Raw genomic sequence first — 23,206 nt, 5'->3', positions numbered from 1 at the left:
TGGACGCTCACGGCCGGCAGTGTACCCCTATCGCAGGGCGGGGACAGGCGCCGGCTGGAACCCAGCGTATCGTGATCGCTTCGAAGCCCGGTATGTGTCGGATTTCACTGTCTTCCCGAAGATGGGGGTGGCAGCGGGCGACACCAGCGGGACCGGCGGGGTCGTTCAAGTCCCGTGTGGCTGGATGAAGGCGCGCCGTCTCTCCATCCGGTGAGACGGGGCATTCCGGTTTGCCGGCCCGAGTGCGTTAAACTGGGCCATTGTGCGGCGCGCGGACCGGGTGGTCCCAGCCTGCCAACCCGCCGCAGGGGCCGCAGTTTGCGACGGTGCCCCTAGACGATGAAGTGCCAGCCGCCCCACGGGCCGGCGGCCATACCAAGACGGACTCATGAGCGACAAACCGCTGACCGATTTGACCTTTTCCTCCTTCGAGCTGCACCCGGCCCTGCAGGCCGGCCTTGAAGGAGCCGGATTCACCCGCTGCACCCCGATCCAGGCGCTGACCCTGCCGGTCGCGCTGCCCGGCGGTGATGTTGCCGGCCAGGCCCAGACCGGCACCGGCAAGACCCTGGCCTTCCTGGTCGCTGTCGTGAACCGCCTGCTGACGCGTCCGGCGCTGGCCGATCGCAAGCCGGAAGATCCGCGCGCGCTGATCCTCGCCCCGACCCGCGAGCTGGCCATCCAGATCCACAAGGATGCGGTGAAGTTCGGTTCCGACCTGGGCCTGCGCTTCGCCCTGGTCTATGGCGGCGTGGATTACGACAAGCAGCGCGAGCTGCTGCAGCAGGGCGTGGACGTGATCATCGCCACCCCGGGCCGCCTGATCGACTACGTCAAGCAGCACAAGGTGGTGTCGCTGCACGCCTGCGAGATCTGCGTGCTGGACGAAGCCGACCGCATGTTCGACCTGGGCTTCATCAAGGACATCCGCTTCCTGCTGCGCCGCATGCCGGAGCGCACCACCCGCCAGACCCTGCTGTTCAGTGCCACCCTCAGCCACCGCGTGCTGGAGCTGGCCTACGAGCACATGAACGAGCCGCAGAAGCTGGTGGTCGAAGCCGAGACCATCACCGCCGCGCGCGTGCGCCAGCGCATCTACTTCCCGGCCGACGATGAGAAGATCCCGCTGCTGCTGGGCCTGCTTTCGCGCAGCGAAGGCGCGCGCACCATGGTCTTCGTCAACACCAAGGTGTTCGTCGAGCGCGTGGCGCGTTCGCTGGAAAAGGCCGGCTACCGTGTCGGCGTGCTGTCCGGCGACGTGCCGCAGAAGAAGCGCGAGAGCCTGCTCAACCGCTTCCAGAAGGGCCAGCTGGAAATCCTGGTGGCCACCGACGTGGCTGCGCGCGGCCTGCACATCGACGGCATCAAGTACGTCTACAACTACGACCTGCCGTTCGACGCCGAAGACTACGTGCATCGCATCGGCCGCACCGCGCGCCTGGGTGAAGAGGGCGACGCGATCAGCTTCGCCTGCGAACGCTATGCCATGGGCCTGCCGGACATCGAGGCCTACATCGAGCAGAAGATTCCGTCCGAGCCGGTCACCAAGGAACTGTTGACCCCGCTGCCGCGCCCGGAACGCCCGGCTCCGGCTGCAGGCGAGGAAGGCGAGGACAATGAAAGCGTCGGCCAGATCTTCCGCGAAGCGCGCGAAGCCCGTGCCGCCGAGGAAGAGCGTCGGGGCGGTGGCCGCAGTGGCGGCCGTTCCGGCGGTGGTGGTGGTGGCCGTGGTGGCCGTGACGGTGAGCGCAGCGGCGAACGCCGTTCGCGTGGCCCGCGCAAGCCACGCGCGGAAGGCGAGCAGGGCGCTGCCGCGCCGGCCGCCGGTGCCGAAGGCGCCGCTGCCCAGGCCCCGCGTCCGCCGCGCCCCCCGCGTGCCGAAGGCGCACCGGAAGCTGCGGTGGACGGCGAGCACAAGCCGCGCAAGCGCCGCCGCCGTCGCCACGGTCGTCCGGTCGAGGGTGCCGAGGGCGTGCAGAACGCCGCCGGCAATGGCGCCAGCCCGGTCACGCCGGTGCAGGTGGTGGCCAAGCCGGTGCGCACGGCTGCTGATACCGGCGATTCGTTCCTGACCCGCATCGGCCGCAAGATCCGCCGGATGCTGTCGGGCAACTGATCCGCCGATGGTGGTGCCCCATGGGGCAGGGTAGTGCCGGCCGCTGGCCGGCAACCCACGAAGCTGCCGGCCAGCGGCCGGCACTACCGATGGTGTGACCGTCTCCACGACGTCGCGCCGGTCCTGCATAATCGGGGCATGAGTGTCCTGCGCTTCGACAATGTCAGCAAACAGTACGCCGGTGGCCACGAGGCACTGACCGATGTCAGCTTCGAGGTCGCGCCGGGCGAGATGCTGTTCGTCACCGGCCATTCCGGTGCGGGCAAAAGCACCCTGCTCAAGTTGATCCATCTGGACGAGCGGCCCAGCCGTGGCGCGGTGGTGTTCGACGAGCGCAACCTGCTGAAGGTGCGTGGCGGCGATGTGCCCCGCCACCGTCGCGCGGTGGGTGCGGTCTACCAGGACCACCGCCTGCTGATGGACCGCTCGATCGCCGAGAACGTGGCGCTGCCGCTGATCCTGCGCGGCACCCGCCGTGGCGACATCAGCAAGCGCGTGCGCTCGGTGCTGGAACGGATGGGCCTGGGCCACCGCGAGAAGGCGCTGCCCTCGCAGCTGTCGGCCGGTGAGCAGCAGCGCGTTGGCATCGCCCGCGCCATCGTCGGTGAGCCCAAGCTGCTGGTGGCCGATGAACCGACCGGCAACCTCGACCCGACCCTGGCGGCGGAGATCATGGCTCTGTTCGCCGAGCTGCCCGCGCGCGGCACCAGCGTGCTGGTGGTCAGCCACGACCTGCCGCTGCTGCGCCGCATGCGCAAGCGCGTGCTGATCCTCGACCACGGCCGGCTGGTGGATGACATCTCGCCGCAGGATCTGGCGGAGTAACCCATGGCGAAGAACGAAAACAGCGAAGCCGCCGCCCCCTCGCGCGTGGGCGTCTGGTTCCAGCACCACGCGCACAGCGTGGTGTTCAGCCTCGGCCGTGCCTGCCGCAAGCCGTGGGCGACCCTGCTGACGGTGATGGTCATGGCGCTGGCACTGGCCCTGCCGCTGGGCCTGTCGATCGCGCTGGACAACCTCAAGCAGTTCGCCGGCAGCGTGCAGCAGTCGCGCGACATCAATGTGTTCCTGAAGGGCAACGTCGATGGCCCCGGTGCGCTGCGCCTGGCCGGCCAGCTGCGCGACCGCGACGACGTGGCCGAAGTGAACGTGCGCACGCCCGAGCAGGGCCTGCAGGAACTGCGCGACGCCGGCCTCGGCGAGGCGATCGACGCACTCAATGACAACCCGCTGCCCTCGCTGCTGGTGATCACCCCCGGCCAGGGCAAGGACGACGCGCGCCTGGCACGCGCGCTGGAGAGCCTGCCCGAGGCCGACCTGGTGCAGCACGATGCACTGTGGCGCCAGCGCCTGGATGCTTGGTTGGCGTTCGGCGCGCGGCTGGTGCAGGTGCTGTCGGTCCTGCTCGGCGTCGGTGCCGCGCTGGTGGTCGGCAACACCGTGCGCCTGGACATCCAGGCCCGCCGCGAAGAGATCGGCGTGCTGCAGCTGCTCGGCGCCAGTGATGGCTTCATCCGCCGCCCGTTCCTGTACCTGGGTGCGTGGTATGGCCTGGGCGCCGGCGCGGTTGCGCTGGCCCTGATCGGCGCCGCCGGTGCCGCGCTGCGCGTGCCGCTGGCCGAACTCTCGCGCAGCTACGGCAGCCCGTTCGTGCTGCACGGCCTGGACCTGCTGCACGGTGGCCTGGTCCTGCTCGGCACGCTGCTGCTGGGCTGGCTGGGTGCGTGGCTGGTCACCGGCCACTTCCTGCGCCAGACCCGACCGACCGACACCTGAGACCGGCATGCAACCGCAAGCGCTGAAGCACCTTGAAGGGCCCGCGACGCGGGTGATGGTGGTCGATGGCTCGAAGCTGGTCCGCAAGCTGATCGCCGACGTCCTGCAGCGCGACCTGCCGGGCGTGGAGGTGATCGGCTGCGACAGCATCGAGGATGCGCAGCAGGCGCTGGCGCAGGGCCCGGTGGACCTGGTGACCACCTCGCTGACCCTGCGTGATGGCGACGGCCTGGCGCTGGCACGGATGGTCCGCGAAGCGGCCGGCCAGGCCTACGTGCCGGTGATCGTGGTGTCCGGCGATGCCCAACAGCATCTGGAGCAGCGTCGCTTCACCGAGTACGTCACCGACTATTTCGACAAGGCGCTGGGCCACGAGGCGCTGGCGACCTTCATCCGCGGCTATGTGCAGCCGCAGACCATTCCCGGCGCGACCATCCTCTACATCGAGGACAGCCGCGTGGTGGCCGAGGCCACCAAGCGCATGCTCGAACGCCAGCAGTTGAACGTGCTGCACGTGGTCAGCGCCGAAGAGGCGTTCACCCTGCTCACCGCCGAGTCGCTGGGCCGCAGCCGTCATCGCATCGACCTGGTGCTGACCGACGTCACCCTGAAGGGCGAACTGAGCGGCCGCGACGTGGTGCAGCGCGTGCGCGTGGACTTCGGCTACGGCAAGCGCCGCCTGCCGGTGCTGGTGATGACCGGCGACGGCAACCCGCACAACCAGACCGGGCTGCTGCAGTCCGGCGCCAACGACCTGGTACTCAAGCCGATCGAAGAACGGCTGCTGGTCACCAAGGTGCTGTTCCAGCTGCGCCTGGCCCGGTTGAACGATGGACCCCTGATTCGATGAAGTGGTGCAATGATTGATGAAGTAGCGGACACCCCGACGATCCAGCTGGAACCGAGCTGGAAGCAGCATGTCGGCGATTACCTCCTGCAGCCGCAGATGCGCGAGCTGTCCAGCTTCCTGCGCCAGCGCAAGGCCAGTGGCGCGGCGGTATTCCCGCCCGGCCCGCAGATCTTCGCCGCGTTCGACGCCACGCCATTCGAGCAGGTGAAGGTGGTGATCCTCGGCCAGGACCCGTACCACGGCCGTGGCCAGGCGCATGGCCTGAGTTTCTCGGTGCCGCCGGGCGTGCCGGTGCCGCCGTCGCTGCTGAACATCTACAAGGAGATCGAGAGCGATCTCGGTATCCCGCGCCCGGACCACGGCTGCCTGATCCCGTGGGCGCAACGCGGCGTGCTGCTGCTCAATGCCGTGCTGACGGTGGAGGAGGGCAAGGCCGGCGCACACCAGGGTCGTGGCTGGGAAGGCTTCACCGATCACGTGGTGGACGTGCTCAACCGCGAACGCGAAGGCTTGGTGTTCATGCTCTGGGGTGCCTACGCGCAGCAGAAGGGCAAGGTCATTGATACCCGTCGCCATCGCGTTCTGAAGGCCCCGCATCCGTCGCCGCTGTCGGCCCATCGTGGCTTCCTCGGCTGCCGCCATTTCTCGATGGCCAACGAGTACCTGCAGCGTCGCGGCCAGGCCCCGATCGACTGGTCGCTGCCGCCGCGCTCGGTGCTCTGAGCGCCGGCTGGCGGCCGGGCCTGAACGCCGGACAACGTTCCCTGGCCTGAATGGGCCTCCAGAACGGCCCGTTCAGCTCCGCTTGACCGGAATCGGCCGGTTCCCGGCAGGTAATTGCTTGAATTCCAAGGGATTGTGAATCCCGAAAAGCGCGCTCGCCACTGTCATCAAATCGCGCTACGGTAGGGCTCTGTTTGGGACCAGTGTTGCATCAATAGGATGCTGGAACTTTTTCCTCCTTTAGCAGTCCAAATCCCGGACTGCTAAGATGGGTGCCTATGAGCCAGAACACCTCTACTGCCCTTGTGGCAAACAATCTCCCGATTCCCAGTGCGCTCGGTTCGCTGGACGCCTACATCGGTGCCGTGCACCAGATCCCGGTGCTGTCGGTCGATGACGAACAGGACCTGGCCCGTCGCTTCCGCGACGGCAACGATCTGGACGCCGCCCGCGAGCTGGTGCACTCGCACCTGCGCTTCGTGGTGCACGTGGCCCGCGGTTACAACGGCTACGGCCTTGCCCTGGGCGATCTGATCCAGGAAGGCAACATCGGCCTGATGAAGGCGGTCAAGCGCTTCGACCCGGACATGGGCGTGCGCCTGGTCTCCTTCGCCGTGCACTGGATCCGTGCAGAGATGCACGAGTTCATCCTGAAGAACTGGCGCATCGTGAAGGTCGCCACCACCAAGGCGCAGCGCAAGCTGTTCTTCAACCTGCGCAAGTCGAAGACGCGCCTGGGCTGGATGAACGCGGCGGAAGTGAGCGCGGTGGCCAAGGACCTGAACGTGTCCGAGCGCGAAGTCATGGAAATGGAGTCGCGCCTGTCCGGCCGCGATATCGGTTTCGACGCGCCGACCGACGAGGACAACGAACACGCACCGCCGTCGCCGGCTGCGTTCCTGGTTGCCGATGACGAAGACCCGTCGATGGCCTACGAGCGCGAGGACAGCGAAGACAACCAGATGCAGCTGCTGCGCGAAGGCCTGGCGGAACTGGATGCCCGCTCGCGCGACATCATCCGCCGTCGCTGGCTGGACGCCGACAGCAAGGTGACGCTGCAGGAGCTGGCCGACGAGTACGGCGTGTCGGCCGAGCGCATCCGCCAGGTTGAGGCGAACGCGCTGAAGAAGATGAAGGCGCTGTTCACCGCGTAAGGCGCGGGTGGCGTTGAAGTACTGAAAAGGCCCGGTAATGCCGGGCCTTTTTCATTTGTGGGGCTTAGCCACGCATGGCGTGGCTCTACTCTGACGCCAGGGCGGTGATTGCGCCGACCGGGTCATGTGCTGGGTGCTGATGTTCACGCCGTACCACGCAGTGGCACGGTATGATCATGCCACGCATCTTCCGCACACGAAGTTTCAATCGCAGCATGCGCAGGACCACCCTGTCCGACGCTGCGCTGTACCGGTCGGTACGTGAAATGGAAGCGGGTCTGGTGGATGCTGATCTTGGCGGCGGAATCTTCAAGAAGCGCGTTGCGTTGCCGGGGCGAGGAAAGCGTGGGAGCGTTCGAATCATCGTCGCCACGCAGCGAGGCGGGCATTGGTTCTTCCTTTTCGGCTACGAGAAGAATGAACGTACTGCGATCACGAATGCGGAACGGGATGCGCTGCAGTTGTACGCATCGGAGTTCCTGAAAATGAGTACGGCGCAGCTGAATCGTGCCTTGGAATACGGGGATCTACAGGAGATCGGCCATGACGAAGCCCCCTGAGCGACGGCGCGCGAAAAGTGCGCTTCTTGAAGCGGTGCATGATGCGGCTGTGAATCTGCACGCGCATGGCTTCATTGATAAGCGTCGGTTGAGCAGCTACGAAGCGCTTTGCCTTGAGCCGGTCCCTGAATACAGCAGTGCCCAGATCCGTGCCCTGCGTACGTCATTGCAGCTCAGTCAGCCGGTATTTGCGGGAGTTCTCAATACCAGCGTTTCCACCGTACGCAGCTGGGAGCAGGGCGAAAAGAAGCCCAGCGGACCGTCACTGAAGTTGCTTAACCTGATTGAACGGAAGGGCCTCGAAGCAGTTCTGTAAAGCAAAGGCCCGGCGATGCCGGGCCTTTGCTTTACCGTGGTATTCAATCCACGCATGGCGTGGATCTACCGCGAGCCTCGCATGATCGACGCCATGCATGGATGCGGCAAGATCAGGTAGATCCACGCCATGCGTGGATGCCCCGATCCCGCGTGGGCCTCACCCCTCGCGTGCGATCGCGCGCCAGCCAATGTCGTTGCGGTGGAATTCGTTGGCCCAGGTCACCTTGGCCACGCCGGCATAGGCGTTCGCCTGCGCGTCGCGCACGCTGTCACCCAGTGCAGCCACGCACAGCACGCGGCCGCCGGCACTGAGCACCTGGCCCTGTGCATCCAATGCCGTACCGGCGTGGAATACCTTGGCAGTGGCCGGCACTTCATCCAGGCCGGAAATCACGTCGCCGGTGATCGGCGCTTCCGGGTACGGCTTCGCCGCCAGCACCACGCCCAGCGACGGCCGCGGATCCCACTGTGCGTCGATCTGGTCCAGGCGGCCGTCGATGGCCGCTTCCACCAGTTCGACCAGATCCGACTGCAGGCGCAGCATCACCGGCTGGGTTTCTGGATCGCCGAAGCGCACGTTGAACTCGATCACCTTCGGCGCGCCGCTGGCGTCGATCATCAGGCCGGCATAGAGGAAGCCGGTGAACGGGATCCCGTCGGCGATCATGCCTTGCACGGTCGGGTTCACCACGTCGCGCATCACGCGGGCATGCACTTCCGGCGTGACCACCGGGGCCGGCGAATACGCGCCCATGCCGCCGGTGTTCGGACCGGTGTCGCCGTCGCCGACGCGCTTGTGGTCCTGCGAAGTGGCCATCGGCAGCGCGTGCACGCCGTCCACCATCGAAATGAAGCTGGCTTCCTCGCCATCGAGGAACTCTTCGATCACCACGCGCGCACCGGCATCGCCGAAGGCGTTGCCCGACAGCATGTCACGCACCGCGTCTTCGGCTTCGGCCAGGGTCATCGCCACGATCACGCCCTTGCCGGCGGCCAGGCCATCGGCCTTGACCACGATCGGGGCGCCCTTCTCGCGCACATAGGCCAGCGCGGCATCCACCTCGGTGTGCACGGCGTAGAACGCGGTGGGGATGTTGTGGCGGGCCAGGAAGTCCTTGGCGTAGGCCTTGCTGCCTTCCAGCTGCGCGGCGGCGGCGGTCGGCCCGAAGATGCGCAGGCCGGCGGCGCGGAAGCGGTCGACCACGCCGGCCACCAGCGGTACTTCCGGGCCGACCACGGTCAGCGCCACGCCTTCGGCCTGGGCCAGCGCCAGCAGGCCGTCGATGTCGGTCACTTTCACCGCCACGTTGCGGCACTTGTCTTCGCTGGCGGTGCCGGCGTTGCCGGGCGCCACGATCACTTCGGTGACACGGGAGGACTGGGCCAGCTTCCATGCCAGGGCGTGTTCGCGGCCGCCAGAGCCGATGACAAGTACGTTCATCACGAGATTCCAGATTGCGTGGGAAGGGAAGGTCGATGTCCCCGTTGGCGCAGGTGCTTCATTCGCAGCCTTCGCGTCGCAGCGATTCGGGGAAGGAATAGGCCCAGGTCTTCGGGTCCAGGGTAAAGCGGTGTTCCTGCCGGACCTGCTTGCCACCACAGGTGGTTCCGGTTTCCTCGATCAGCAGCGGCCAGATGCGCGCGCTGCGATCGCTGTCGTCGAAGCGCAGTGCGAAATCGATGCTGAAGCGGCGGGTACGGCAGTCCTCGACGGTCTCCGGGTCGCTGCTGGCCCCTGGGTTGTCGCACTCGTACTGGGCATCATTGTCGATATGGCTGCGCACGCTGCCGCTGGCCACCAGGCCGTTCGGGCCTGGCAGGATCAGCGACTGCGAGAGCAGCGAGAAGCCCTGCCCGAACCAGCCGTCCTCGACGCGGAAGCCATGGAAGTCGCTACCGGCGCGGATGACGCTGACCGTGCCGGGCTGGCCACCGCTGCCGAAGCGTTCGCCGGTCAGTTCGCTGGTCACGTCGAAGCCATCGCCCTTCGGGCGCAGCACGAAGAAGTCGATCGTTCCCGCGTCGATGTGCGCGCCTTCGGACAGTGCGCCGCAGACCGCCAGCAACTGCTGCCAGCTGTCACCGCTCACCACCGGCTGCTCGGCGCAGACGTGCCAGTCCATCGGGCGGGTTTCGCCGTCGTCGTTCCAGCTGCCGTGCCATTCACCGGAGAGCCTGGCGTTCTTGCCGTAGCGCTGGACCAGGAAGGCCTGCAGTCGTGCGGTGCGGCTCACGTGCGCCGTCGGCTCGGCAGGGGCCGACGTGGCGGCCTGTGGCGACGACGCAGGCACCGGGGCGGCCGCAGGCTTGCAGCCGGCCAGCACGGCCGCGCCCGCGAGGGCGAGCATGGCCAGCGATTTCAGTGAGACTGCGGACATCCGTGTCGCTCCAGTATCAGTGGCGGAAGTGGCGCACGCCGGTGAACACCATGGCCAGGCCATGTTCGTCGGCGGCGGCGATCACTTCGGCATCGCGCATCGAACCGCCCGGCTGGATCACCGCCTTGATGCCGGCGGCGGCGGCGGCATCGATGCCGTCGCGGAACGGGAAGAACGCATCGGAGGCCATCACCGAACCCTCGACCACCAGGTTGGCATCGGCGGCCTTGATGCCGGCGATGCGCGCCGAGTACACGCGGCTCATCTGGCCGGCGCCCACGCCAATCGTGCGGTTGTCCTTGGCGTACACAATCGCGTTGGACTTCACGAACTTGGCCACCTTCCAGGCGAACAGCAGGTCGGTGAACTGCTTGTCGGTCGGCGCCAGCTTGCTGACCACCTTCAGTTCGTCGCGGGTCATGCCGCGGTTGTCCGAGGACTGCAGCAGCAGGCCCGAGCCGACGCGCTTGCTGTCGAAGTTGTTCAGGCCATCACCGTGCGGGATGCGCAGCACGCGCACGTTGGCCTTCTTCTGTGCGTATTCCAGCGCGGCCGGCTCGTAATCCGGGGCAATCAGCACTTCCACGAACTGGCGGTCCAGGATCACCTTGGCAGTGGCGGCGTCCAGCGGCTTGTTGAAGGCGATGATGCCGCCGAAGGCGCTGGTCGGGTCGGTGGCGTAGGCCAGCTCGTAGGCATCGCCGTTGCCGGCGCCAACCGCCACGCCGCACGGATTGGCGTGCTTGACGATGACGCAGGCCGGCGCATCGAACTGGCGCACGCATTCCCACGCCGCATCGGCGTCGGCCAGGTTGTTGTAGCTCAGCTCCTTGCCCTGGAGCTGCTGGAAGGTGGCCAGCGTGCCCGGCACCGGGTACAGGTCGCGGTAGAACGCGCCGCTCTGGTGCGGGTTCTCGCCGTAGCGCAGGTCCATCACCTTCACGAAGGTGGAGTTCATCTGCGCCGGGTACTCGGCGCGGGCCGGCACGGCGGCGTCGGTGGCGGTGACCGCCGACAGGTAGTTGCTGATCGCGGCGTCGTACTGGGCAACGCGGTTGAACGCGGCCACCGAGAACGCGAAGCGGGTGGCGGCCGACAGCTGGCCGTCGTTGGCGTCCAGCGAGGCCAGCAGTTCGGCGTACTGCGACGGGTCGGTGGCCACCGCCACGCGGGCGAAGTTCTTGGCTGCCGAACGCAGCATGGCCGGGCCGCCGATGTCGATGTTCTCGACCGCGTCGGCCAGCGTGCAGTCGGCCTTGACGGTGACCGATTCGAACGGGTACAGGTTCAGCACCAGCAGGTCGATGGCACCGATGCCGTGTTCGGCCATTACCGCATCATCCAGGCCCGAACGGCCGAGCAGGCCGCCGTGCACCATCGGGTGCAGGGTCTTGACCCGGCCGTCCATCATTTCCGGGAAACCGGTGACGTCGGCCACGTCCTTCACGGCCAGGCCCGCATCGCGGATCGCCTTGGCGGTGCCGCCGGTGGACAGCAGCTCCACGCCGCGTGCCGCCAGCGCAGTGGCCAGCTCGACCAGACCGGTCTTGTCGGAAACGGAGAGGAGGGCCCGGCGGACGGGCAACAGATCAGCAGTCATGGGACAGAATCGGCAGCGGAGCGGGGCCGATATTGTAGGCGGTGGGGGCCGGTGGCGGGCGCTGGAAGGGGTAATTTGCCGTGGCGATCGACGCAAGGCCGGGTCGGGCACACCGATCCGGCCCGATCCGGGGGCTGGCCTGCGGACCAGAGCAGGGTTGTCGGAATCTGCCAACGATGGGGTAGGCTGTGCCCGCACTGCCAAGGATCAGCGGGTACGGATCATGTCGATCTATGCATTGAAAGGACGTTTCCAGGACCTGTTGCGTCCAGCCGTACGCGGCCTGTACCGCATGGGGATCACTGCCAATACGGTGACCGTGGCCGCTGCCGTGGTCTCGCTGCTGGTGGCCGCCGCCGTCTGGTGCTGCGCGCCGGCCCAGCCCCTGCTGTACCTGCTGCTGCCACTGTGGATGCTGCTGCGCATGGCGCTCAACGCCGTGGACGGCATGCTGGCCCGCGAGTTCGGCCAGCAGTCGCGGCTGGGCGCCTATCTGAATGAGCTGTGCGATGTGATCGCCGATGCGGCGCTGTACCTGAGCCTGCTCAGTGTGCCGCGCGTGCGCCCCGAGACGCTGTGGCTGCTGGCCTGGACCGCGGCCCTGAGCGAGTACGCCGGGGTGCTGGGGCTGATGGTCGGTGCCAGCCGCCGCTACGACGGCCCGATGGGCAAGAGCGACCGCGCGTTCGTGATCGGTGCGCTGGGCCTGCTGCTGGCGTTTGAGTGGGTTGGCGCGATGACGGTCACTGGCGTGGCCGCGGTCATGGCGGTGCTGTGCGTGCTGACGATGGTCAACCGCGTCCGTCGGGGACTGCGGGAAGCAGCGGTTTCGCCGAATTAATCAAGCAGATACAAGAAGACAATCAGGAGATTGCATGCGTCAGGCGCAGGAACGGGAATTCCACAGCTTCGACCAGGTACCGCTGTTCTACCGGTACTGGGCGGGCACCACCGCAACGCCGGCCACCAAGGCCATCGTGCTGCTGCACCGCGGCCATGAGCACTCCGGCCGGGTCACCCACCTGGTCGATGAGCTGGACCTGCCCGACACCGCCTTCTTCGCCTGGGACGCGCGCGGCAATGGCCGTTCGCCGGGCGCACGGGGCGATGCACCGGGCTTCCCGGCGCTGGTGCGTGATCTGGACAGTTTCATCGCCCACATCGGCGCCGAGCACGGCATTGCGGTGGAAGACATCGTGGTGATCGCGCAGAGCGTAGGGGCGGTGGTCGCCGCGACCTGGGTGCACGACTACGCGCCACGCCTGCGCGCGCTGGTCATGGCCTCGCCGGCGTTCAAGGTGAAGCTGTACGTGCCGTTCGCGCGGCCGGGCCTGGCCTTGATGCAGAAGCTGCGTGGCAACTTCTTCGTCAACAGCTACGTCAAGCCGCAGTGGCTGACCCACGATCCGGTGCGGGTGGAAAGCTATCGCACCGACCCGCTGATCACCCGGCCGATTTCGGTGCGCGTGCTGCTGGGCCTGTACGAGGCGGCCGACCGCATCGTGGCCGATGCGCAGGCAATCAGCGTACCGGTGCAGCTGCTGGTGTCCGGCTCGGATTTCGTCGTGCACCGCGGCCCGCAGGACCGCTTCTACGAGCGCCTGTCCAGCCCGATCAAGGAGCGTGTGCATCTGCCGGGCTTCTTCCACGACACGCTCGGCGAGCGCGATCGTGCACCAGCACTGGCGCGCATCCGCAGCTTCATCCAGGCGCGTTTTGCCGAGCCGCTGCGCGAGCTGTCACGGCGCGACGCGCACCGTCACGGGCCAACCTTCGAAGAATCCGAGATCCTGGCCTGGCCACCGGAGCGCAACAGCCTGGCCGACCTGCGCTGGCGCGTGGTGCGTGGCGGCCTGCGCTTCGGCGGCACGCTGTCCGAAGGCATCGCGCTGGGCCTGCGGACCGGTTTCGATTCCGGTAGCACGCTGGACTACATCTACCGGAACGAGGCGCGCGGCAAGGGCCCATTGGGGCGGATGGTCGACCGCAACTACCTGGATGCAATCGGCTGGCGTGGCATCCGCGTGCGCGGCCAGCACCTGCAGGAACTGCTGCGCGACGCTGCCCAGCGCCTGCGCGGGCAGGGCACGCCGGTGCGTGTGCTGGACGTGGCCGCCGGCCATGGCCGGTATGTGCTGGAAGCGCTGGGCCAGGGCGAACAGCGCGCCGACCGTATCGTGCTGCGTGATTTCAGCGATCTGAACGTGACCCAGGGCCAAGCGTTGATCGAGCGCCTCGGTGCGGCCGACATCGCCCGCTTCGAGCAGGGCGATGCGTTCGATCCGGCGCAACTGGCCAAGGTCGATCCAGCACCGACACTGGCGGTGGTCTCGGGCCTGTACGAACTGTTCCCCGACAACGACGCCGTGCTGCGCTCGCTGCAGGGTATCGCCGCAACGGTGCCGGCGGGAGGCTACCTGGCCTACACCGGCCAACCCTGGCACCCGCAGCTGGAATTCATCGCGCGCGCCTTGACCAGCCATCGCGGTGGCGCGGCGTGGGTGATGCGTCGCCGTACCCAGCAGGAGATGGATGAGCTGGTGCGCCTGGCCGGTTTCAAGAAGGTGGCGCAGCGCATCGACGACTTCGGCATCTTCACCGTGTCGCTGGCGCGCCGGACCGCGTGATGGCGACGCTCGCCGCAACCCCGCTGGCCGCGGAAGGGCGCCCCTGGCGGCGCGCCCTGCTGTGGCTGGCCCTGCTGGGTCCGTTCTTCTTCGCCAGCTACGGCTTCGCCAACTGGATGGCCGGCCGCCATGCCACCCTGCCGGTGATGGCGTTCGCGTGGGAGACACGCATCCCGTTCGTGCCGTGGACGATCGTGCCGTACTGGTCGATCGATCTGTTCTACGCGATCTCGTTCTTCCTGTGCCGGCATCGCTTGGAACTGGACCGGCATGCGCTGCGGCTGTTCAGTGCGCAGGTCATCGCGGTCACCTGTTTTCTGCTGTGGCCGCTGCGCTTCAGCTTCGAACGGCCGGAGATCGGCGGCGTGTTCGGTTGGTTGTTCGATGTGCTGCTGGGCTTCGACAAGCCGTTCAACCAGGCGCCGTCGCTGCACATCGTGCTGTTGATCGTGCTGTGGGTGAAGTTCGCGCAGTACCTGCATGGCGTGTGGCGCGGGCTACTGCATGTGTGGGCACTGCTGATCGGCGTCTCGGTGCTGACCACGTTCCAGCACCATTTCATCGATATCCCGACCGGCCTGCTGGCCGGTTGGCTGTGCGTCTGGCTGTGGCCGGAGCAGGGCACGCCACCGTTGCGGGCCTGGCACACCGCGCGTGATGCGAGGCGTTGGCGATTGGCAGCGTTGTACCTGCTGGGGGCCGCTGTATTGCTGGTGCCGGTGGTGCTTCTGCGTGGCGCCGCGTTGTGGCTGCTGTGGCCGGTGGCGTCGTTGCTGCTGGTGGCGCTGGCCTATGCCGGGCTGGGTACAGCGGTGTTCCAGAAGCGCGCCGATGGCCGCCTGACGATGGCCGCGCGATGGCTGCTGGCACCGTACCTGGGCGCTGCCTGGATCAACTCGCGGCTGTGGACGCGGCGTGCGCCGCAGCCGGAGCCGGTGCTGGACGGCGTGTGGCTGGGCCGCATTCCCAACGGCGCGTTGCCGCCGCCACTGGGGGGCGTGGTGGATGCCTGCGCCGAGCTGTCCTGTCGCGCGCAGGGCGCCGCGTATGCCAGCGTGCCGATGCTGGACCTGGTGGTCCCTGCACCGGAACAGCTGCGCGAAGCGGCCGAGGCCATCGAGCGCCTGCATGCACACGGACCGTTGCTGGTGTGCTGTGCGCTGGGCTATTCGCGCAGCGCCGCCAGCGTGGCCACCTGGCTGCTGCGCAGTGGTCGTGCGGCCGATGCGGACGCGGCGGTGGCGATCGTGCGTGCTGCGCGCCCTGGCATCGTGCTGGGTACGGCCCATCTGCGTGCCATCACCGACGCGGCAGGAGTGCGCGCATGAGCACGGTTCCCGATCTGGCGACCATGCAGCTGCTGCTGCGGCAGGGGCGTTGGCCGGCATGCCTGTCGCTGGGGCTGCTGCTGGTGGCATTGCTGCTGCTCGGCACCGAGCCGGGCCTGGCGATGATCGCTGCAGGGTTGCTGCTGGCCAGCATGTCTGCAGGGGTGGCCCAGACGTACCACGCGTGTCGGGTTGCGCTGGACGCCAGCCTGCTGCAGCTGCTGCGCGATGAGCGCCTGGACGGCGATGCCGCCGCGCGCCGCACTGATCAGCTGCTGCACGACAGTGGCCTGCGCCGCGCGTCGCCCGATGCGCCCCTGCGGGGCTGGGACGCGCGCTGGGCCGGCATGCGTCGCCTGCTGCTGCGCCAGTACCTGCTGACAGCGGTGCAGTTCGCACTGCTGGTGCTGGCCGTGTTGTGGCCGCAGACGTGAACGGGAGGGACCAATGTTCGCCGAACTGATTGCCCGCGCCTGCAGTGGTGCGATCCATGTAGTGACCGGTGCCCGCGCGTTGTGGATCGGTTGCGCGCCGTCCAGCGAGCGCCGTGTGTACTACGGCAACCACGCCAGCCATGGCGACTTCGTGCTGATCTGGTCGTCGATGCCGCCTGCGTTGCGGCGCCAGGTGCGGCCAGTTGCCGCGGCCGAATACTGGCAGCGCGACGGCCTGCGTCGCTACCTGATCGATGCGGTGTTCAACGGCGTGCTGGTCGAGCGCGAGGCCGGCCATCGCCAGCAGGATCCGCTGCAGGCCCTGCGTGACGCGGTGGACGAAGACTGCTCGCTGATCCTGTTTCCGGAAGGTACCCGCAACGTGGGCGATGAGCCGCTGCTGCCGTTCAAGAGCGGCATCTATCACCTGGCACGGCAACGGCCGGAGCTGGAATTCGTGCCGGTGTGGATCGACAACCTGAAGCGGGTGATGCCCAAGGGCCGGTTCCTGCCGCTGCCGCTGCTGTGCACGGCCACCTTCGGTACGCCGCTGCGGCTGCAGGCCGACGAGGACAAGGCGGCCTTCCTGGCCCGCAGCCGGCAGGCGCTGCTGGACTTGGCGCCGAACGGGGGGCGCGCATGAGTTTCCTGATCGATGTGTCCGGCGACCTGGCAGCGCAGAGCGTAGGCCAGCAGACCGGCCTGCTGTTCGCTGGCGTCGGTGCGGTGCTGGTACTGGCCACGCTGGTGGCCGAAACGCTGCGATGGCGCCAGCGCGGCCGGCCCAGCGCGGTGATCGCCAACCTGGTGTCGCGCATCCGCGCGTGGTGGGTAATGGCGATCGTGGTCGGGCTGGCGCTGTTCTTCGGCCGCGCCGGGGTGATCGTGCTGTTCGCGATCATCTCGCTGTTCGCACTGCGCGAGTTCATCACCCTGGCGCCGACCCGCTCAGGCGATTACTACGCGCTGCTGGCCGCGTTCTACATCGTGCTGCCGTGGCAGTACTACCTGGTGTGGATCGACTGGTACGGCATGTACACGCTGCTGATTCCGGTCTATGCGTTCCTGTTCCTGCCGATCCTGTCGACCATCGGCGGCGATACCACGCACTACCTGGAGCGCACGGCGAAGGTGCAGTGGGGGCTGATGATCTGCGTGTTCTGCATCTCGCACGTGCCGCTGCTGCTGAACCTGCACGTGCCGGGCCATGACCCCTCGCGCAACGTGCTGCTGTTTGCTTTCCTGGTGATCGTGGTGCAGTCCTCGGACGTGCTGCAGTACATCTGGGGCAAGTTGTTGGGCAAGCACCTGATCGCGCCGAAGCTGTCGCCGTCGAAGACGGTGGAGGGCTTCGTCGGCGGCGTGCTGAGTGCCAGCGCACTGGGCGCGGCGCTGTGGTGGATCACCCCGTTCACCCCGCTGCAGGCGTTCGGCCTGTCGCTGCTGATCAACCTGATGGGGTTCTGGGGCGGCCTGGTGATGTCGGCGATCAAGCGTGACCGGGGCATCAAGGACTGGGGCCACATGATCGAGGGCCATGGCGGCATGCTCGACCGGCTGGATTCGGTGTGCTTCGCCGCGCCGGTGTTCTTCCACGTGGTGCGGTATTACTGGAAGGCGGGCGGCGGCGGTTGATTCTGCCGGCTTCCATCCACGCATGGCGCGGTTCTACCGGTAGTGCCGGCCGCTGGCCGGCAACTGCAACATCCTGCCATCGTTCGTGGGGTTGCCGGCCACGGCCGGCACTACCCGTGCGCGTTTACGCGCTGATGCCGTATTCCTTCAGCTTCTTGCGCAGGGTGGCACGGTGGATGCCCAGCATCGCGGCGGCGCGGCTCTGGTTGCCTTCGCAGTGGTTGAGCACTTCCACGAACAGCGGGATCTCCATCTCGCGCAGCACGATCTCGTAGACATCGTCCGCGTCGCAGCCATCGAGGTCACGCAGGTAACGGCGCACGGATTGGGCGACATGTTCACGCAGCGGTGGCCGGGGAGCGCCACGACTGTTGTCAGGACGAGAGAGGACAGCGTTCAAGGGGGTTCCCGATTCGGTGGGCCCGTGCGCGCGGTGCGCGCGGCCGGACGAGGTGGTGGCGGCCAGTCTAGCGCGAGCGTGCCCGGCCTGCCACGGCCGGTCGCCTTTTCACGTTCAGAGGAAGTCGAAGGTGAATGCGACGGTGGATGCGGCGGGCTCCTGCACACGGAAGGCGACGCGCGCGCTCTGGCCCGGTTCCAGCAGGGCGGCGCCGGGGTTCTCGCCAAGGTACTGCGCAGGCGTGAACACACCGCTGCCGATCACCCGGCCATCAGCATCGGACAGTGACAGGCGCAGGTCCGGCCAGGCCTGTGCCCAGCGTGCGTCGTTGCGGATGCTGGCCTGCACCTGCAGCACGCCGGCCTGCCCGGGCAGCGGCCGGATCTCGCGGCTGGTCATGGTGAAGGCGGTGGGTTCATGCCAGGCCGGCAGGCTGCAGCGCAGGAGGCCGCAGAGCGTGCCCAGCCAAGCACGGTTGCCAGCGTCGGCGGCCAGCCGCGCACGGTCGGCCAGCACGCTCTGCAGCACCAGCAGCAGCGCCAGCCCTGCAACCAGCAGCCAGTGCCAGCGCGGTGCCGGCAGGCTGCGAGGGCGCGCACTGCCAAGGAAACTCGGCGCGTCAACGGCGGCCGTCGTCGCCGGCACTGCAACCGGTGCCGACGCGATGGCCGCAATGTCATCAACGATGACAGGCGCATCGTCGTGCTGCATCTCCGCCGCCACATGCGCCGCTTCGGCGGGCCCGGCTGGCACCTGCATGGCAGGCGACGCGTGTTCTTCTGGTTCCTGCGTGCGCGCATCGGTCGCAGGCACGGGCGAACCTTCCGGGGCGGTGCGCAGGAAGGTTGCCAGAGGGCGTCGCGGTGGGTTCGGCTCGGACATGCTCAGGGTGCGGGCTCGGATCCAGCAGTCATTCAACCACGATCAGGCGCGGCGCACGCCGGTGATGCGCATCCAGTCGCCATCCTGGGTCGCCTGCAGGTCGTCGAACCATTCGGCATAGCGCTGCAGCAGTTCACCTTCCTGGCCGTGCAGGATGCCGGACAGGGCAATACGGCCGCCGGCAGCCACGCGCGCGGCCAGCAGCTCGGCCAACGCGTCCAGTGCCGAGGCGAGGATGTTGGCGACCACGATCGGGTAGGTGGCGACCGGTTCGTCCGGCGGCAGGTACACGTGCATGCGCGCCTGTTCGCCGTTGCGCTCGGCATTGTCGGCGGTGGCGACCAGGGCCTGCGGATCGTTGTCCACGCCGGTGGCCTCAGCGGCGCCCAGCTTCAGCGCGGCAAGCGCAAGGATGCCGGAGCCGCAGCCGAAGTCGAGCACGCGCTGGCCCTGCAGCAGGCCATCCACGGCCAGCTGGTCCAGCCAGCGCAGGCAGAGCGCGGTGGTCGGGTGGGTGCCCGAGCCGAACGCCAGGCCCGGGTCCAGCCGCACCACGGCGGCGTCGGCCGCCTGTGCGGCCTCCGGCAGTTCATGGTTCCACGGCACGATCCAGGTGCGGCTGCCGAAAGCCATCGGCTGGAACTGGTCCAGCCAGGCGCGTTCCCAGTCCTCGTCCTCGACCGCGCGGAAACTGCCGCTGCTCCAGTCCAGTTCCGGGTCGAACGCCTCCAGCGCGGCCAGCAGCAGCAATGCGTTGCTGTCGGCGGGAAACAGCGCGCTCAGCACCAGGGTGTCCCATAGCGGGGTCTCGCCCACGCCCGGCTCGAGAATGGCCTGTTCGTTGCTGGTATCGGCCTCGGCATCAAGCAGCGTGACGGCCAGTGCGCCGACATCCTCCAGCGCATTCTCATAGCGGGGCTGGGTAGCTTCGGTGCAACGCAGGGTCAGTTCCAGGAACGGCATGGCGGTGGGGGCAATCGCGGGAAAGGGGGCCATGCTAGACCATCGGAGCGTCTCCGTATTGCCTGAGATGCCGCTCGGAGATGAACGGAACCGATTCAGACAGGCCTGGCGGGCCTTGCTAAACTTGCTGCTTTCCTGTGCGCCATGAACGCTCACTGCCGCCAATGGCCTTTGCTCCGACCCTTAAAACCTGGTTGCTCGTGCTGCCGGCGGTGGCCGTGCTGGGCGTGGCCGGGTATCGGGCCAGCGGCCATGCCGGGTCGGTACCGGTGACCGCAGGCGAACTGCCGACGGCGCAGGTTGCGGCGGACGATGCGGCGCCCCTGCCGGTCGTGCCGGAAGCGTTGGCGCGTCGCCTGGCGGCGTTCGAGCGCGGCAACGCGCTGCCTTCGGGCCTGCCGCTGGACCTGCGCGCGGACATCGAGGGTGCCACCGATCTGTACGCCTATGCGCAGCGCCTGCGCGTGCAGGCCGACGACGGCAATCACGAGGCGCGCTGGATGCTCAGCCGGGTCTACGACTACTGCGCGCAGTACGCCATCGATCCAGGCGGTTATCGGTTGGACAACAATGTGCTGGCCGGGCTGGGCCTGACCGCTGCACCGGCGATGGTGCAGGCGCGCGAGCGCGTGGCGCAGCGCTGTGGCGGCTTCGTGCCGGGCGACAAGCTGGGGTCCGCGCTGGTGCTGGCCGAGCGCCGCAAGGCAGCCACGCAGGGCAACCTCGCAGCGGAAGCATCGCTGTTTGCCGAAGGCGAGCCGCTGAATGACAGCCCCGAGTACCGCCGTGACCTGGTCGAGCGGGTGCGCACATCGCGCGATCCGGAGGCCTTCATGGCCATTGCACCGGGCATGGGCGTGCGCGCGGCGGGCGACCAGGCGCTCACTGGCCTGGTGGCGGGAGAACAGCTCAGTGAACTGGCGTGGCGGGTTGCGGCCTGCGAGCTCGGTCTACCGTGTGGTGCAGACAGCGTGCTGGTCAACAGTTTTTGCGCGAATGGAGGGATCTGTTCGCAGGATGGGACGCAGGATTTCCGGGATTTCGTGTATGACGCTGCGGTTTCGCGGCAAGGTGCGGGGAAAATGAAGCAGTGGATCAAGCGATTGGTTGGCAAGAGGGGCGGGCAATGAACTACCGTCGATTCCTGCATGGGGCCAAGTTCTGGTTCTGGGTGGCGCTGTTCGTGGCCTATTCGGCCGGCGCGGTCGGGCTGTTGATGATCGACACCTATGAAGATCGTTACCGGCATCTGTCGAAAGTGGAACTGACCACGGTGAAGGCGCAGGAAGATGTGCGCCGCGTGGGTGCCAGCCAGGTCGCTGCGGTCTATCGCGCGCAGAGCGGCATGCCGTTCGCATCGTTGCCGGCAGGCAGTACCTTCCAGGTGGTGTGGCCCGATGGGTCCACCGAGACGATGGTGATCGTCGACCCGAGCTCGCCCAATGGTGTACGCCCGCTGGCGAATTCGCAGATCCCGGCCGAAGCTGCCGACAAGCGCTGATGCACCTGCCGTGGAGCCGAGCCCACGCTCGGCTCCACGGCAATGGAAAAGGGCGGGGATATCCCCGCCCTTTTCATGTCCAGTACCTGCTGCCGATCAGGTCAGTGCGATCGGCTTGTTCTTGCGCTCGGCAAGACGCTTTTCCAGGTAGTGGATGTTCTGGCCACCGGCCTGGAAGCCCTTGTCGCGCATGATCCGCTGCTGCAGGGCGATGTTGGTCTTGATGCCGTCGACCACCATCTCGCTCAGCGCCACCCGCATGCGGGCGATGGCGGTTTCGCGGTCCGGGCCGTGCACGATCAGCTTGCCGATCATCGAGTCGTAGTTCGACGGCACGCGGTAGCCACTGTAGATGTGGGTATCCACGCGCACGCCGGGGCCACCCGGCGGATGGAAGCCGGTGATGGTGCCCGGGCTCGGCACGAAGGTTTCGGCGTCTTCGGCGTTGATGCGGCACTCGATCGCGTGGCCGGTCAGCACCACGTCGCTCTGCTTGATCGACAGCTTCTGGCCGGCGGCGATCTTCAGCTGCTCGGCCACCAGGTCGATGCCGGTGACCATTTCGGTGACCGGATGTTCCACCTGGATGCGGGTGTTCATCTCGATGAAGTAGAAGCGGCCGTCTTCGTACAGGAACTCGAAGGTGCCGGCGCCGCGGTAGCCGATGCGCACGCAGGCTTCGGTGCAGACCTTGCCGATCTGCTCGCGCTGTTCGGCGGTGATGCCCGGTGCCGGTGCTTCTTCCACCACCTTCTGGTGGCGGCGCTGCATCGAGCAGTCGCGCTCACCCAGGTGGATGGCGTTGCCCTGGCCGTCGGCCAGCACCTGGATTTCCACGTGGCGCGGGTTCTCCAGGAACTTCTCCATGTAGACCTCGCCATTGCCGAACGCGGCCTTGGCCTCGCTCTTGGTGGTTTCGATCGAGGTCTTCAACGAGGCCTCGGCATGCACCACGCGCATGCCGCGACCGCCACCGCCACCGGCCGCCTTGATGATGACCGGGTAGCCGATCTCACGGGCGATCTTGGTGTTGGCGACGATGTCATCGCCCAGCGGGCCGCCCGAACCGGGCACGCACGGCACGCCGGCCGACTTCATCGCGCGGATGGCTTCGACCTTGTCGCCCATCATGCGGATGGTGTCAGCCTTGGGGCCGATGAAGATGAAGCCGGATTCTTCCACGCGCTCGGCGAAGTCGGCGTTCTCCGACAGGAAGCCGTAACCGGGATGGATCGCCTGCGCGTCGGTGACTTCAGCGGCGGCGATCAGCGCCGGAATGTTGAGGTAGCTCTGCGGCGACGGCGCCGGGCCGATGCAGACCGACTCGTCGGCCATGGCCACATGCTTGAGGTTGCGGTCGACCGTGGAATGCACGGCCACCGTGCGGATGCCGAGGGTGTGGCACGCGCGCAGGATGCGCAGCGCGATCTCCCCTCGGTTGGCGATGACGACTTTGTCGAGCATGGCGTGCCCCTCAGCCGATCACGAACAGCGGCTGGTCGAATTCCACCGGCTGGCCGTTCTCGCCGAGGATGGCGACGATGGTGCCGGACGTGTCGGCTTCGATCGGGTTGAACATCTTCATTGCTTCGATGATGGCCAGGGTCTCGCCTTCCTTGACCTGCTGCCCAACGGTGACGAAGGCCGGCTTGTCCGGTGCGGACGACGCGTAGAAGGTGCCGACCATCGGCGAGCGCAGCACGTGGCCTTCCGGCAGTGCAGGGCCCGGCTTGGCGGTACCGCCGGTGGAGGCTTCGGTTGGCGACTGCATCGGCATTGCCTGCGGTGCCGGGGCGGCCGGAGCGGCGTACACCGGGGCGGCGACCGGGGCGGCATAGCCGGCCACCGGGGCACGCGACAGGCGCACCGACTCTTCGCCTTCCTTGATTTCGATTTCAGCCAGGTTCGACTCTTCCAGCAGGTCGATCAGCTTCTTGATTTTGCGCAGATCCATGAGGGCC

Annotated in this window: 24 protein-coding genes; 16 read left to right on the top strand and 8 right to left on the bottom strand. The window is 67.5% G+C overall.

What is annotated here, in order from left to right; all coding sequences use genetic code 11:
* The first annotated feature begins 388 nt into the window (after nucleotides 1–388).
* From rhlB to AC5P9N_RS05875, 8 genes are all read left to right on the top strand, one after another.
* Nucleotides 389–2,116 (top strand): ATP-dependent RNA helicase RhlB, encoded by a 1,728-nt coding sequence (rhlB, locus tag AC5P9N_RS05910; RefSeq protein WP_099485025.1) that lies wholly within the window; start codon nucleotides 389–391, stop codon nucleotides 2,114–2,116.
* Between the two features lie 138 nt (nucleotides 2,117–2,254).
* On the top strand, nucleotides 2,255–2,941 hold the full coding sequence (gene ftsE, locus AC5P9N_RS05905; protein WP_005411273.1) for a cell division ATP-binding protein FtsE: 687 nt from the start codon (nucleotides 2,255–2,257) through the stop codon (nucleotides 2,939–2,941).
* Between the two features lie 3 nt (nucleotides 2,942–2,944).
* Nucleotides 2,945–3,892, top strand: a complete 948-nt coding sequence (gene ftsX / locus AC5P9N_RS05900; RefSeq protein ID WP_005414664.1) for a permease-like cell division protein FtsX — start codon at nucleotides 2,945–2,947, stop codon at nucleotides 3,890–3,892.
* A 7-nt stretch (nucleotides 3,893–3,899) separates the two neighbouring features.
* Nucleotides 3,900–4,742 (top strand): response regulator, encoded by an 843-nt coding sequence (locus AC5P9N_RS05895; RefSeq protein WP_005411271.1) that lies wholly within the window; start codon nucleotides 3,900–3,902, stop codon nucleotides 4,740–4,742.
* Nucleotides 4,743–4,751: 9 nt separating this feature from the next.
* The gene (gene ung / locus AC5P9N_RS05890; RefSeq protein WP_005411270.1) at nucleotides 4,752–5,465 is read left to right on the top strand and encodes a uracil-DNA glycosylase; all 714 of its coding nucleotides are present in this window, start codon (nucleotides 4,752–4,754) and stop codon (nucleotides 5,463–5,465) included.
* A 278-nt stretch (nucleotides 5,466–5,743) separates the two neighbouring features.
* Nucleotides 5,744–6,619, top strand: coding sequence for an RNA polymerase sigma factor RpoH (gene rpoH, locus AC5P9N_RS05885; protein ID WP_005411269.1), 876 nt, complete (start codon nucleotides 5,744–5,746; stop codon nucleotides 6,617–6,619).
* Between the two features lie 176 nt (nucleotides 6,620–6,795).
* Nucleotides 6,796–7,179 carry a type II toxin-antitoxin system RelE/ParE family toxin gene (locus tag AC5P9N_RS05880; RefSeq protein ID WP_060381068.1) on the top strand — a complete coding sequence of 128 codons (384 nt, stop codon included), beginning with the start codon at nucleotides 6,796–6,798 and terminating at the stop codon, nucleotides 7,177–7,179.
* The gene (locus AC5P9N_RS05875) at nucleotides 7,163–7,495 is read left to right on the top strand and encodes a helix-turn-helix domain-containing protein (protein WP_099473492.1); all 333 of its coding nucleotides are present in this window, start codon (nucleotides 7,163–7,165) and stop codon (nucleotides 7,493–7,495) included. The genes AC5P9N_RS05880 and AC5P9N_RS05875 overlap by 17 nt, the downstream gene beginning before the upstream one ends.
* Nucleotides 7,496–7,654: 159 nt before the next feature.
* On the opposite strand, the gene purD is transcribed toward AC5P9N_RS05875, so the two are convergent.
* Genes purD through purH form a run of 3 tightly spaced genes read right to left on the bottom strand, consistent with a single transcriptional unit; the run spans nucleotide 7,655 to nucleotide 11,475 of the window.
* Entirely contained in the window at nucleotides 7,655–8,938 is a 1,284-nt protein-coding gene (gene purD / locus AC5P9N_RS05870; protein WP_099473490.1) for a phosphoribosylamine--glycine ligase, read from the bottom strand.
* A 58-nt stretch (nucleotides 8,939–8,996) separates the two neighbouring features.
* Nucleotides 8,997–9,875: a hypothetical protein gene (locus AC5P9N_RS05865; RefSeq protein WP_099473488.1), complete on the bottom strand. Its 879-nt coding sequence runs from the start codon at nucleotides 9,873–9,875 to the stop codon at nucleotides 8,997–8,999.
* 16 nt (nucleotides 9,876–9,891) lie between these two features.
* The gene (purH, locus tag AC5P9N_RS05860; protein WP_164212686.1) at nucleotides 9,892–11,475 is read right to left on the bottom strand and encodes a bifunctional phosphoribosylaminoimidazolecarboxamide formyltransferase/IMP cyclohydrolase; all 1,584 of its coding nucleotides are present in this window, start codon (nucleotides 11,473–11,475) and stop codon (nucleotides 9,892–9,894) included.
* Between the two features lie 223 nt (nucleotides 11,476–11,698).
* On the opposite strand from purH, the gene AC5P9N_RS05855 reads away from it, so the two are divergent.
* The 6 genes from AC5P9N_RS05855 to AC5P9N_RS05830 are packed head-to-tail and all read left to right on the top strand — an operon-like array spanning nucleotide 11,699 to nucleotide 17,499.
* The gene (locus tag AC5P9N_RS05855; RefSeq protein WP_495223819.1) at nucleotides 11,699–12,316 is read left to right on the top strand and encodes a CDP-alcohol phosphatidyltransferase family protein; all 618 of its coding nucleotides are present in this window, start codon (nucleotides 11,699–11,701) and stop codon (nucleotides 12,314–12,316) included.
* A gap of 34 nt (nucleotides 12,317–12,350) precedes the next feature.
* Entirely contained in the window at nucleotides 12,351–14,102 is a 1,752-nt protein-coding gene (locus tag AC5P9N_RS05850; RefSeq protein WP_099485026.1) for a bifunctional alpha/beta hydrolase/class I SAM-dependent methyltransferase, read from the top strand.
* On the top strand, nucleotides 14,102–15,430 hold the full coding sequence (locus AC5P9N_RS05845; RefSeq protein WP_099485027.1) for a phosphatase PAP2/dual specificity phosphatase family protein: 1,329 nt from the start codon (nucleotides 14,102–14,104) through the stop codon (nucleotides 15,428–15,430). The genes AC5P9N_RS05850 and AC5P9N_RS05845 overlap by 1 nt, the downstream gene beginning before the upstream one ends.
* The gene (locus AC5P9N_RS05840; RefSeq protein ID WP_099485028.1) at nucleotides 15,427–15,864 is read left to right on the top strand and encodes a hypothetical protein; all 438 of its coding nucleotides are present in this window, start codon (nucleotides 15,427–15,429) and stop codon (nucleotides 15,862–15,864) included. The genes AC5P9N_RS05845 and AC5P9N_RS05840 overlap by 4 nt, the downstream gene beginning before the upstream one ends.
* A 13-nt stretch (nucleotides 15,865–15,877) precedes the next feature.
* A complete protein-coding gene (locus AC5P9N_RS05835; protein ID WP_005411260.1) occupies nucleotides 15,878–16,507 on the top strand; it encodes a lysophospholipid acyltransferase family protein in 630 nt (209 codons plus the stop codon).
* Nucleotides 16,504–17,499 carry a phosphatidate cytidylyltransferase gene (locus AC5P9N_RS05830; RefSeq protein ID WP_005414654.1) on the top strand — a complete coding sequence of 332 codons (996 nt, stop codon included), beginning with the start codon at nucleotides 16,504–16,506 and terminating at the stop codon, nucleotides 17,497–17,499. Before AC5P9N_RS05835 ends, AC5P9N_RS05830 begins: the two co-directional genes overlap by 4 nt.
* A gap of 124 nt (nucleotides 17,500–17,623) precedes the next feature.
* Here AC5P9N_RS05830 and fis read toward each other — a convergent pair whose 3' ends face one another.
* The 3 genes from fis to prmA all read right to left on the bottom strand — a co-directional run bounded on the left by fis (nucleotide 17,624) and on the right by prmA (nucleotide 19,744).
* Nucleotides 17,624–17,899 carry a DNA-binding transcriptional regulator Fis gene (gene fis, locus AC5P9N_RS05825; RefSeq protein ID WP_005419706.1) on the bottom strand — a complete coding sequence of 92 codons (276 nt, stop codon included), beginning with the start codon at nucleotides 17,897–17,899 and terminating at the stop codon, nucleotides 17,624–17,626.
* Between the two features lie 114 nt (nucleotides 17,900–18,013).
* On the bottom strand, nucleotides 18,014–18,781 hold the full coding sequence (locus AC5P9N_RS05820; protein ID WP_033834058.1) for a DUF3426 domain-containing protein: 768 nt from the start codon (nucleotides 18,779–18,781) through the stop codon (nucleotides 18,014–18,016).
* 42 nt (nucleotides 18,782–18,823) lie between these two features.
* Nucleotides 18,824–19,744, bottom strand: a complete 921-nt coding sequence (gene prmA / locus AC5P9N_RS05815; protein WP_099485029.1) for a 50S ribosomal protein L11 methyltransferase — start codon at nucleotides 19,742–19,744, stop codon at nucleotides 18,824–18,826.
* 164 nt (nucleotides 19,745–19,908) lie between these two features.
* Here prmA and AC5P9N_RS05810 point away from each other — a divergent pair, with 164 nt between their 5' ends.
* Entirely contained in the window at nucleotides 19,909–20,874 is a 966-nt protein-coding gene (locus AC5P9N_RS05810; protein ID WP_099485030.1) for a hypothetical protein, read from the top strand.
* Entirely contained in the window at nucleotides 20,871–21,245 is a 375-nt protein-coding gene (locus tag AC5P9N_RS05805; protein ID WP_005411254.1) for a hypothetical protein, read from the top strand. The genes AC5P9N_RS05810 and AC5P9N_RS05805 overlap by 4 nt, the downstream gene beginning before the upstream one ends.
* A gap of 96 nt (nucleotides 21,246–21,341) precedes the next feature.
* Here AC5P9N_RS05805 and accC read toward each other — a convergent pair whose 3' ends face one another.
* Both accC and accB read right to left on the bottom strand, forming a co-directional pair.
* Complete coding sequence (gene accC, locus AC5P9N_RS05800) at nucleotides 21,342–22,709, bottom strand: acetyl-CoA carboxylase biotin carboxylase subunit (RefSeq protein ID WP_005411253.1); 1,368 nt, start codon at nucleotides 22,707–22,709, stop codon at nucleotides 21,342–21,344.
* 10 nt (nucleotides 22,710–22,719) lie between these two features.
* Nucleotides 22,720–23,199 carry an acetyl-CoA carboxylase biotin carboxyl carrier protein gene (gene accB / locus AC5P9N_RS05795; protein ID WP_005411252.1) on the bottom strand — a complete coding sequence of 160 codons (480 nt, stop codon included), beginning with the start codon at nucleotides 23,197–23,199 and terminating at the stop codon, nucleotides 22,720–22,722.
* Between the last annotated feature and the right edge of the window lie 7 nt (nucleotides 23,200–23,206).

It is taken from the genome of Stenotrophomonas sp. YJH_SMC_6 (assembly GCF_059371335.1).
The sequence above is the reverse complement of the archived record's forward strand: the minus strand, read 5'-3'. Positions and strand labels throughout refer to the sequence as shown.

Bases quoted from the DNA above. Each gene is read 5' to 3' on its own strand.
- rhlB (WP_099485025.1), top strand. From the start codon at position 389: ATGAGCGACAAACCGCTGACCGATTTGACCTTTTCCTCCTTCGAGCTG.
- ftsE (WP_005411273.1), top strand. From the start codon at position 2,255: ATGAGTGTCCTGCGCTTCGACAATGTCAGCAAACAGTACGCCGGTGGC.
- ftsX (WP_005414664.1), top strand. From the start codon at position 2,945: ATGGCGAAGAACGAAAACAGCGAAGCCGCCGCCCCCTCGCGCGTGGGC.
- AC5P9N_RS05895 (WP_005411271.1), top strand. From the start codon at position 3,900: ATGCAACCGCAAGCGCTGAAGCACCTTGAAGGGCCCGCGACGCGGGTG.
- ung (WP_005411270.1), top strand. From the start codon at position 4,752: ATGATTGATGAAGTAGCGGACACCCCGACGATCCAGCTGGAACCGAGC.
- rpoH (WP_005411269.1), top strand. From the start codon at position 5,744: ATGAGCCAGAACACCTCTACTGCCCTTGTGGCAAACAATCTCCCGATT.
- AC5P9N_RS05880 (WP_060381068.1), top strand. From the start codon at position 6,796: ATGCCACGCATCTTCCGCACACGAAGTTTCAATCGCAGCATGCGCAGG.
- AC5P9N_RS05875 (WP_099473492.1), top strand. From the start codon at position 7,163: ATGACGAAGCCCCCTGAGCGACGGCGCGCGAAAAGTGCGCTTCTTGAA.
- purD (WP_099473490.1), bottom strand. From the start codon at position 8,938: ATGAACGTACTTGTCATCGGCTCTGGCGGCCGCGAACACGCCCTGGCA.
- AC5P9N_RS05865 (WP_099473488.1), bottom strand. From the start codon at position 9,875: ATGTCCGCAGTCTCACTGAAATCGCTGGCCATGCTCGCCCTCGCGGGC.
- purH (WP_164212686.1), bottom strand. From the start codon at position 11,475: ATGACTGCTGATCTGTTGCCCGTCCGCCGGGCCCTCCTCTCCGTTTCC.
- AC5P9N_RS05855 (WP_495223819.1), top strand. From the start codon at position 11,699: ATGTCGATCTATGCATTGAAAGGACGTTTCCAGGACCTGTTGCGTCCA.
- AC5P9N_RS05850 (WP_099485026.1), top strand. From the start codon at position 12,351: ATGCGTCAGGCGCAGGAACGGGAATTCCACAGCTTCGACCAGGTACCG.
- AC5P9N_RS05845 (WP_099485027.1), top strand. From the start codon at position 14,102: ATGGCGACGCTCGCCGCAACCCCGCTGGCCGCGGAAGGGCGCCCCTGG.
- AC5P9N_RS05840 (WP_099485028.1), top strand. From the start codon at position 15,427: ATGAGCACGGTTCCCGATCTGGCGACCATGCAGCTGCTGCTGCGGCAG.
- AC5P9N_RS05835 (WP_005411260.1), top strand. From the start codon at position 15,878: ATGTTCGCCGAACTGATTGCCCGCGCCTGCAGTGGTGCGATCCATGTA.
- AC5P9N_RS05830 (WP_005414654.1), top strand. From the start codon at position 16,504: ATGAGTTTCCTGATCGATGTGTCCGGCGACCTGGCAGCGCAGAGCGTA.
- AC5P9N_RS05820 (WP_033834058.1), bottom strand. From the start codon at position 18,781: ATGTCCGAGCCGAACCCACCGCGACGCCCTCTGGCAACCTTCCTGCGC.
- prmA (WP_099485029.1), bottom strand. From the start codon at position 19,744: ATGCCGTTCCTGGAACTGACCCTGCGTTGCACCGAAGCTACCCAGCCC.
- AC5P9N_RS05810 (WP_099485030.1), top strand. From the start codon at position 19,909: ATGGCCTTTGCTCCGACCCTTAAAACCTGGTTGCTCGTGCTGCCGGCG.
- AC5P9N_RS05805 (WP_005411254.1), top strand. From the start codon at position 20,871: ATGAACTACCGTCGATTCCTGCATGGGGCCAAGTTCTGGTTCTGGGTG.
- accC (WP_005411253.1), bottom strand. From the start codon at position 22,709: ATGCTCGACAAAGTCGTCATCGCCAACCGAGGGGAGATCGCGCTGCGC.
- accB (WP_005411252.1), bottom strand. From the start codon at position 23,199: ATGGATCTGCGCAAAATCAAGAAGCTGATCGACCTGCTGGAAGAGTCG.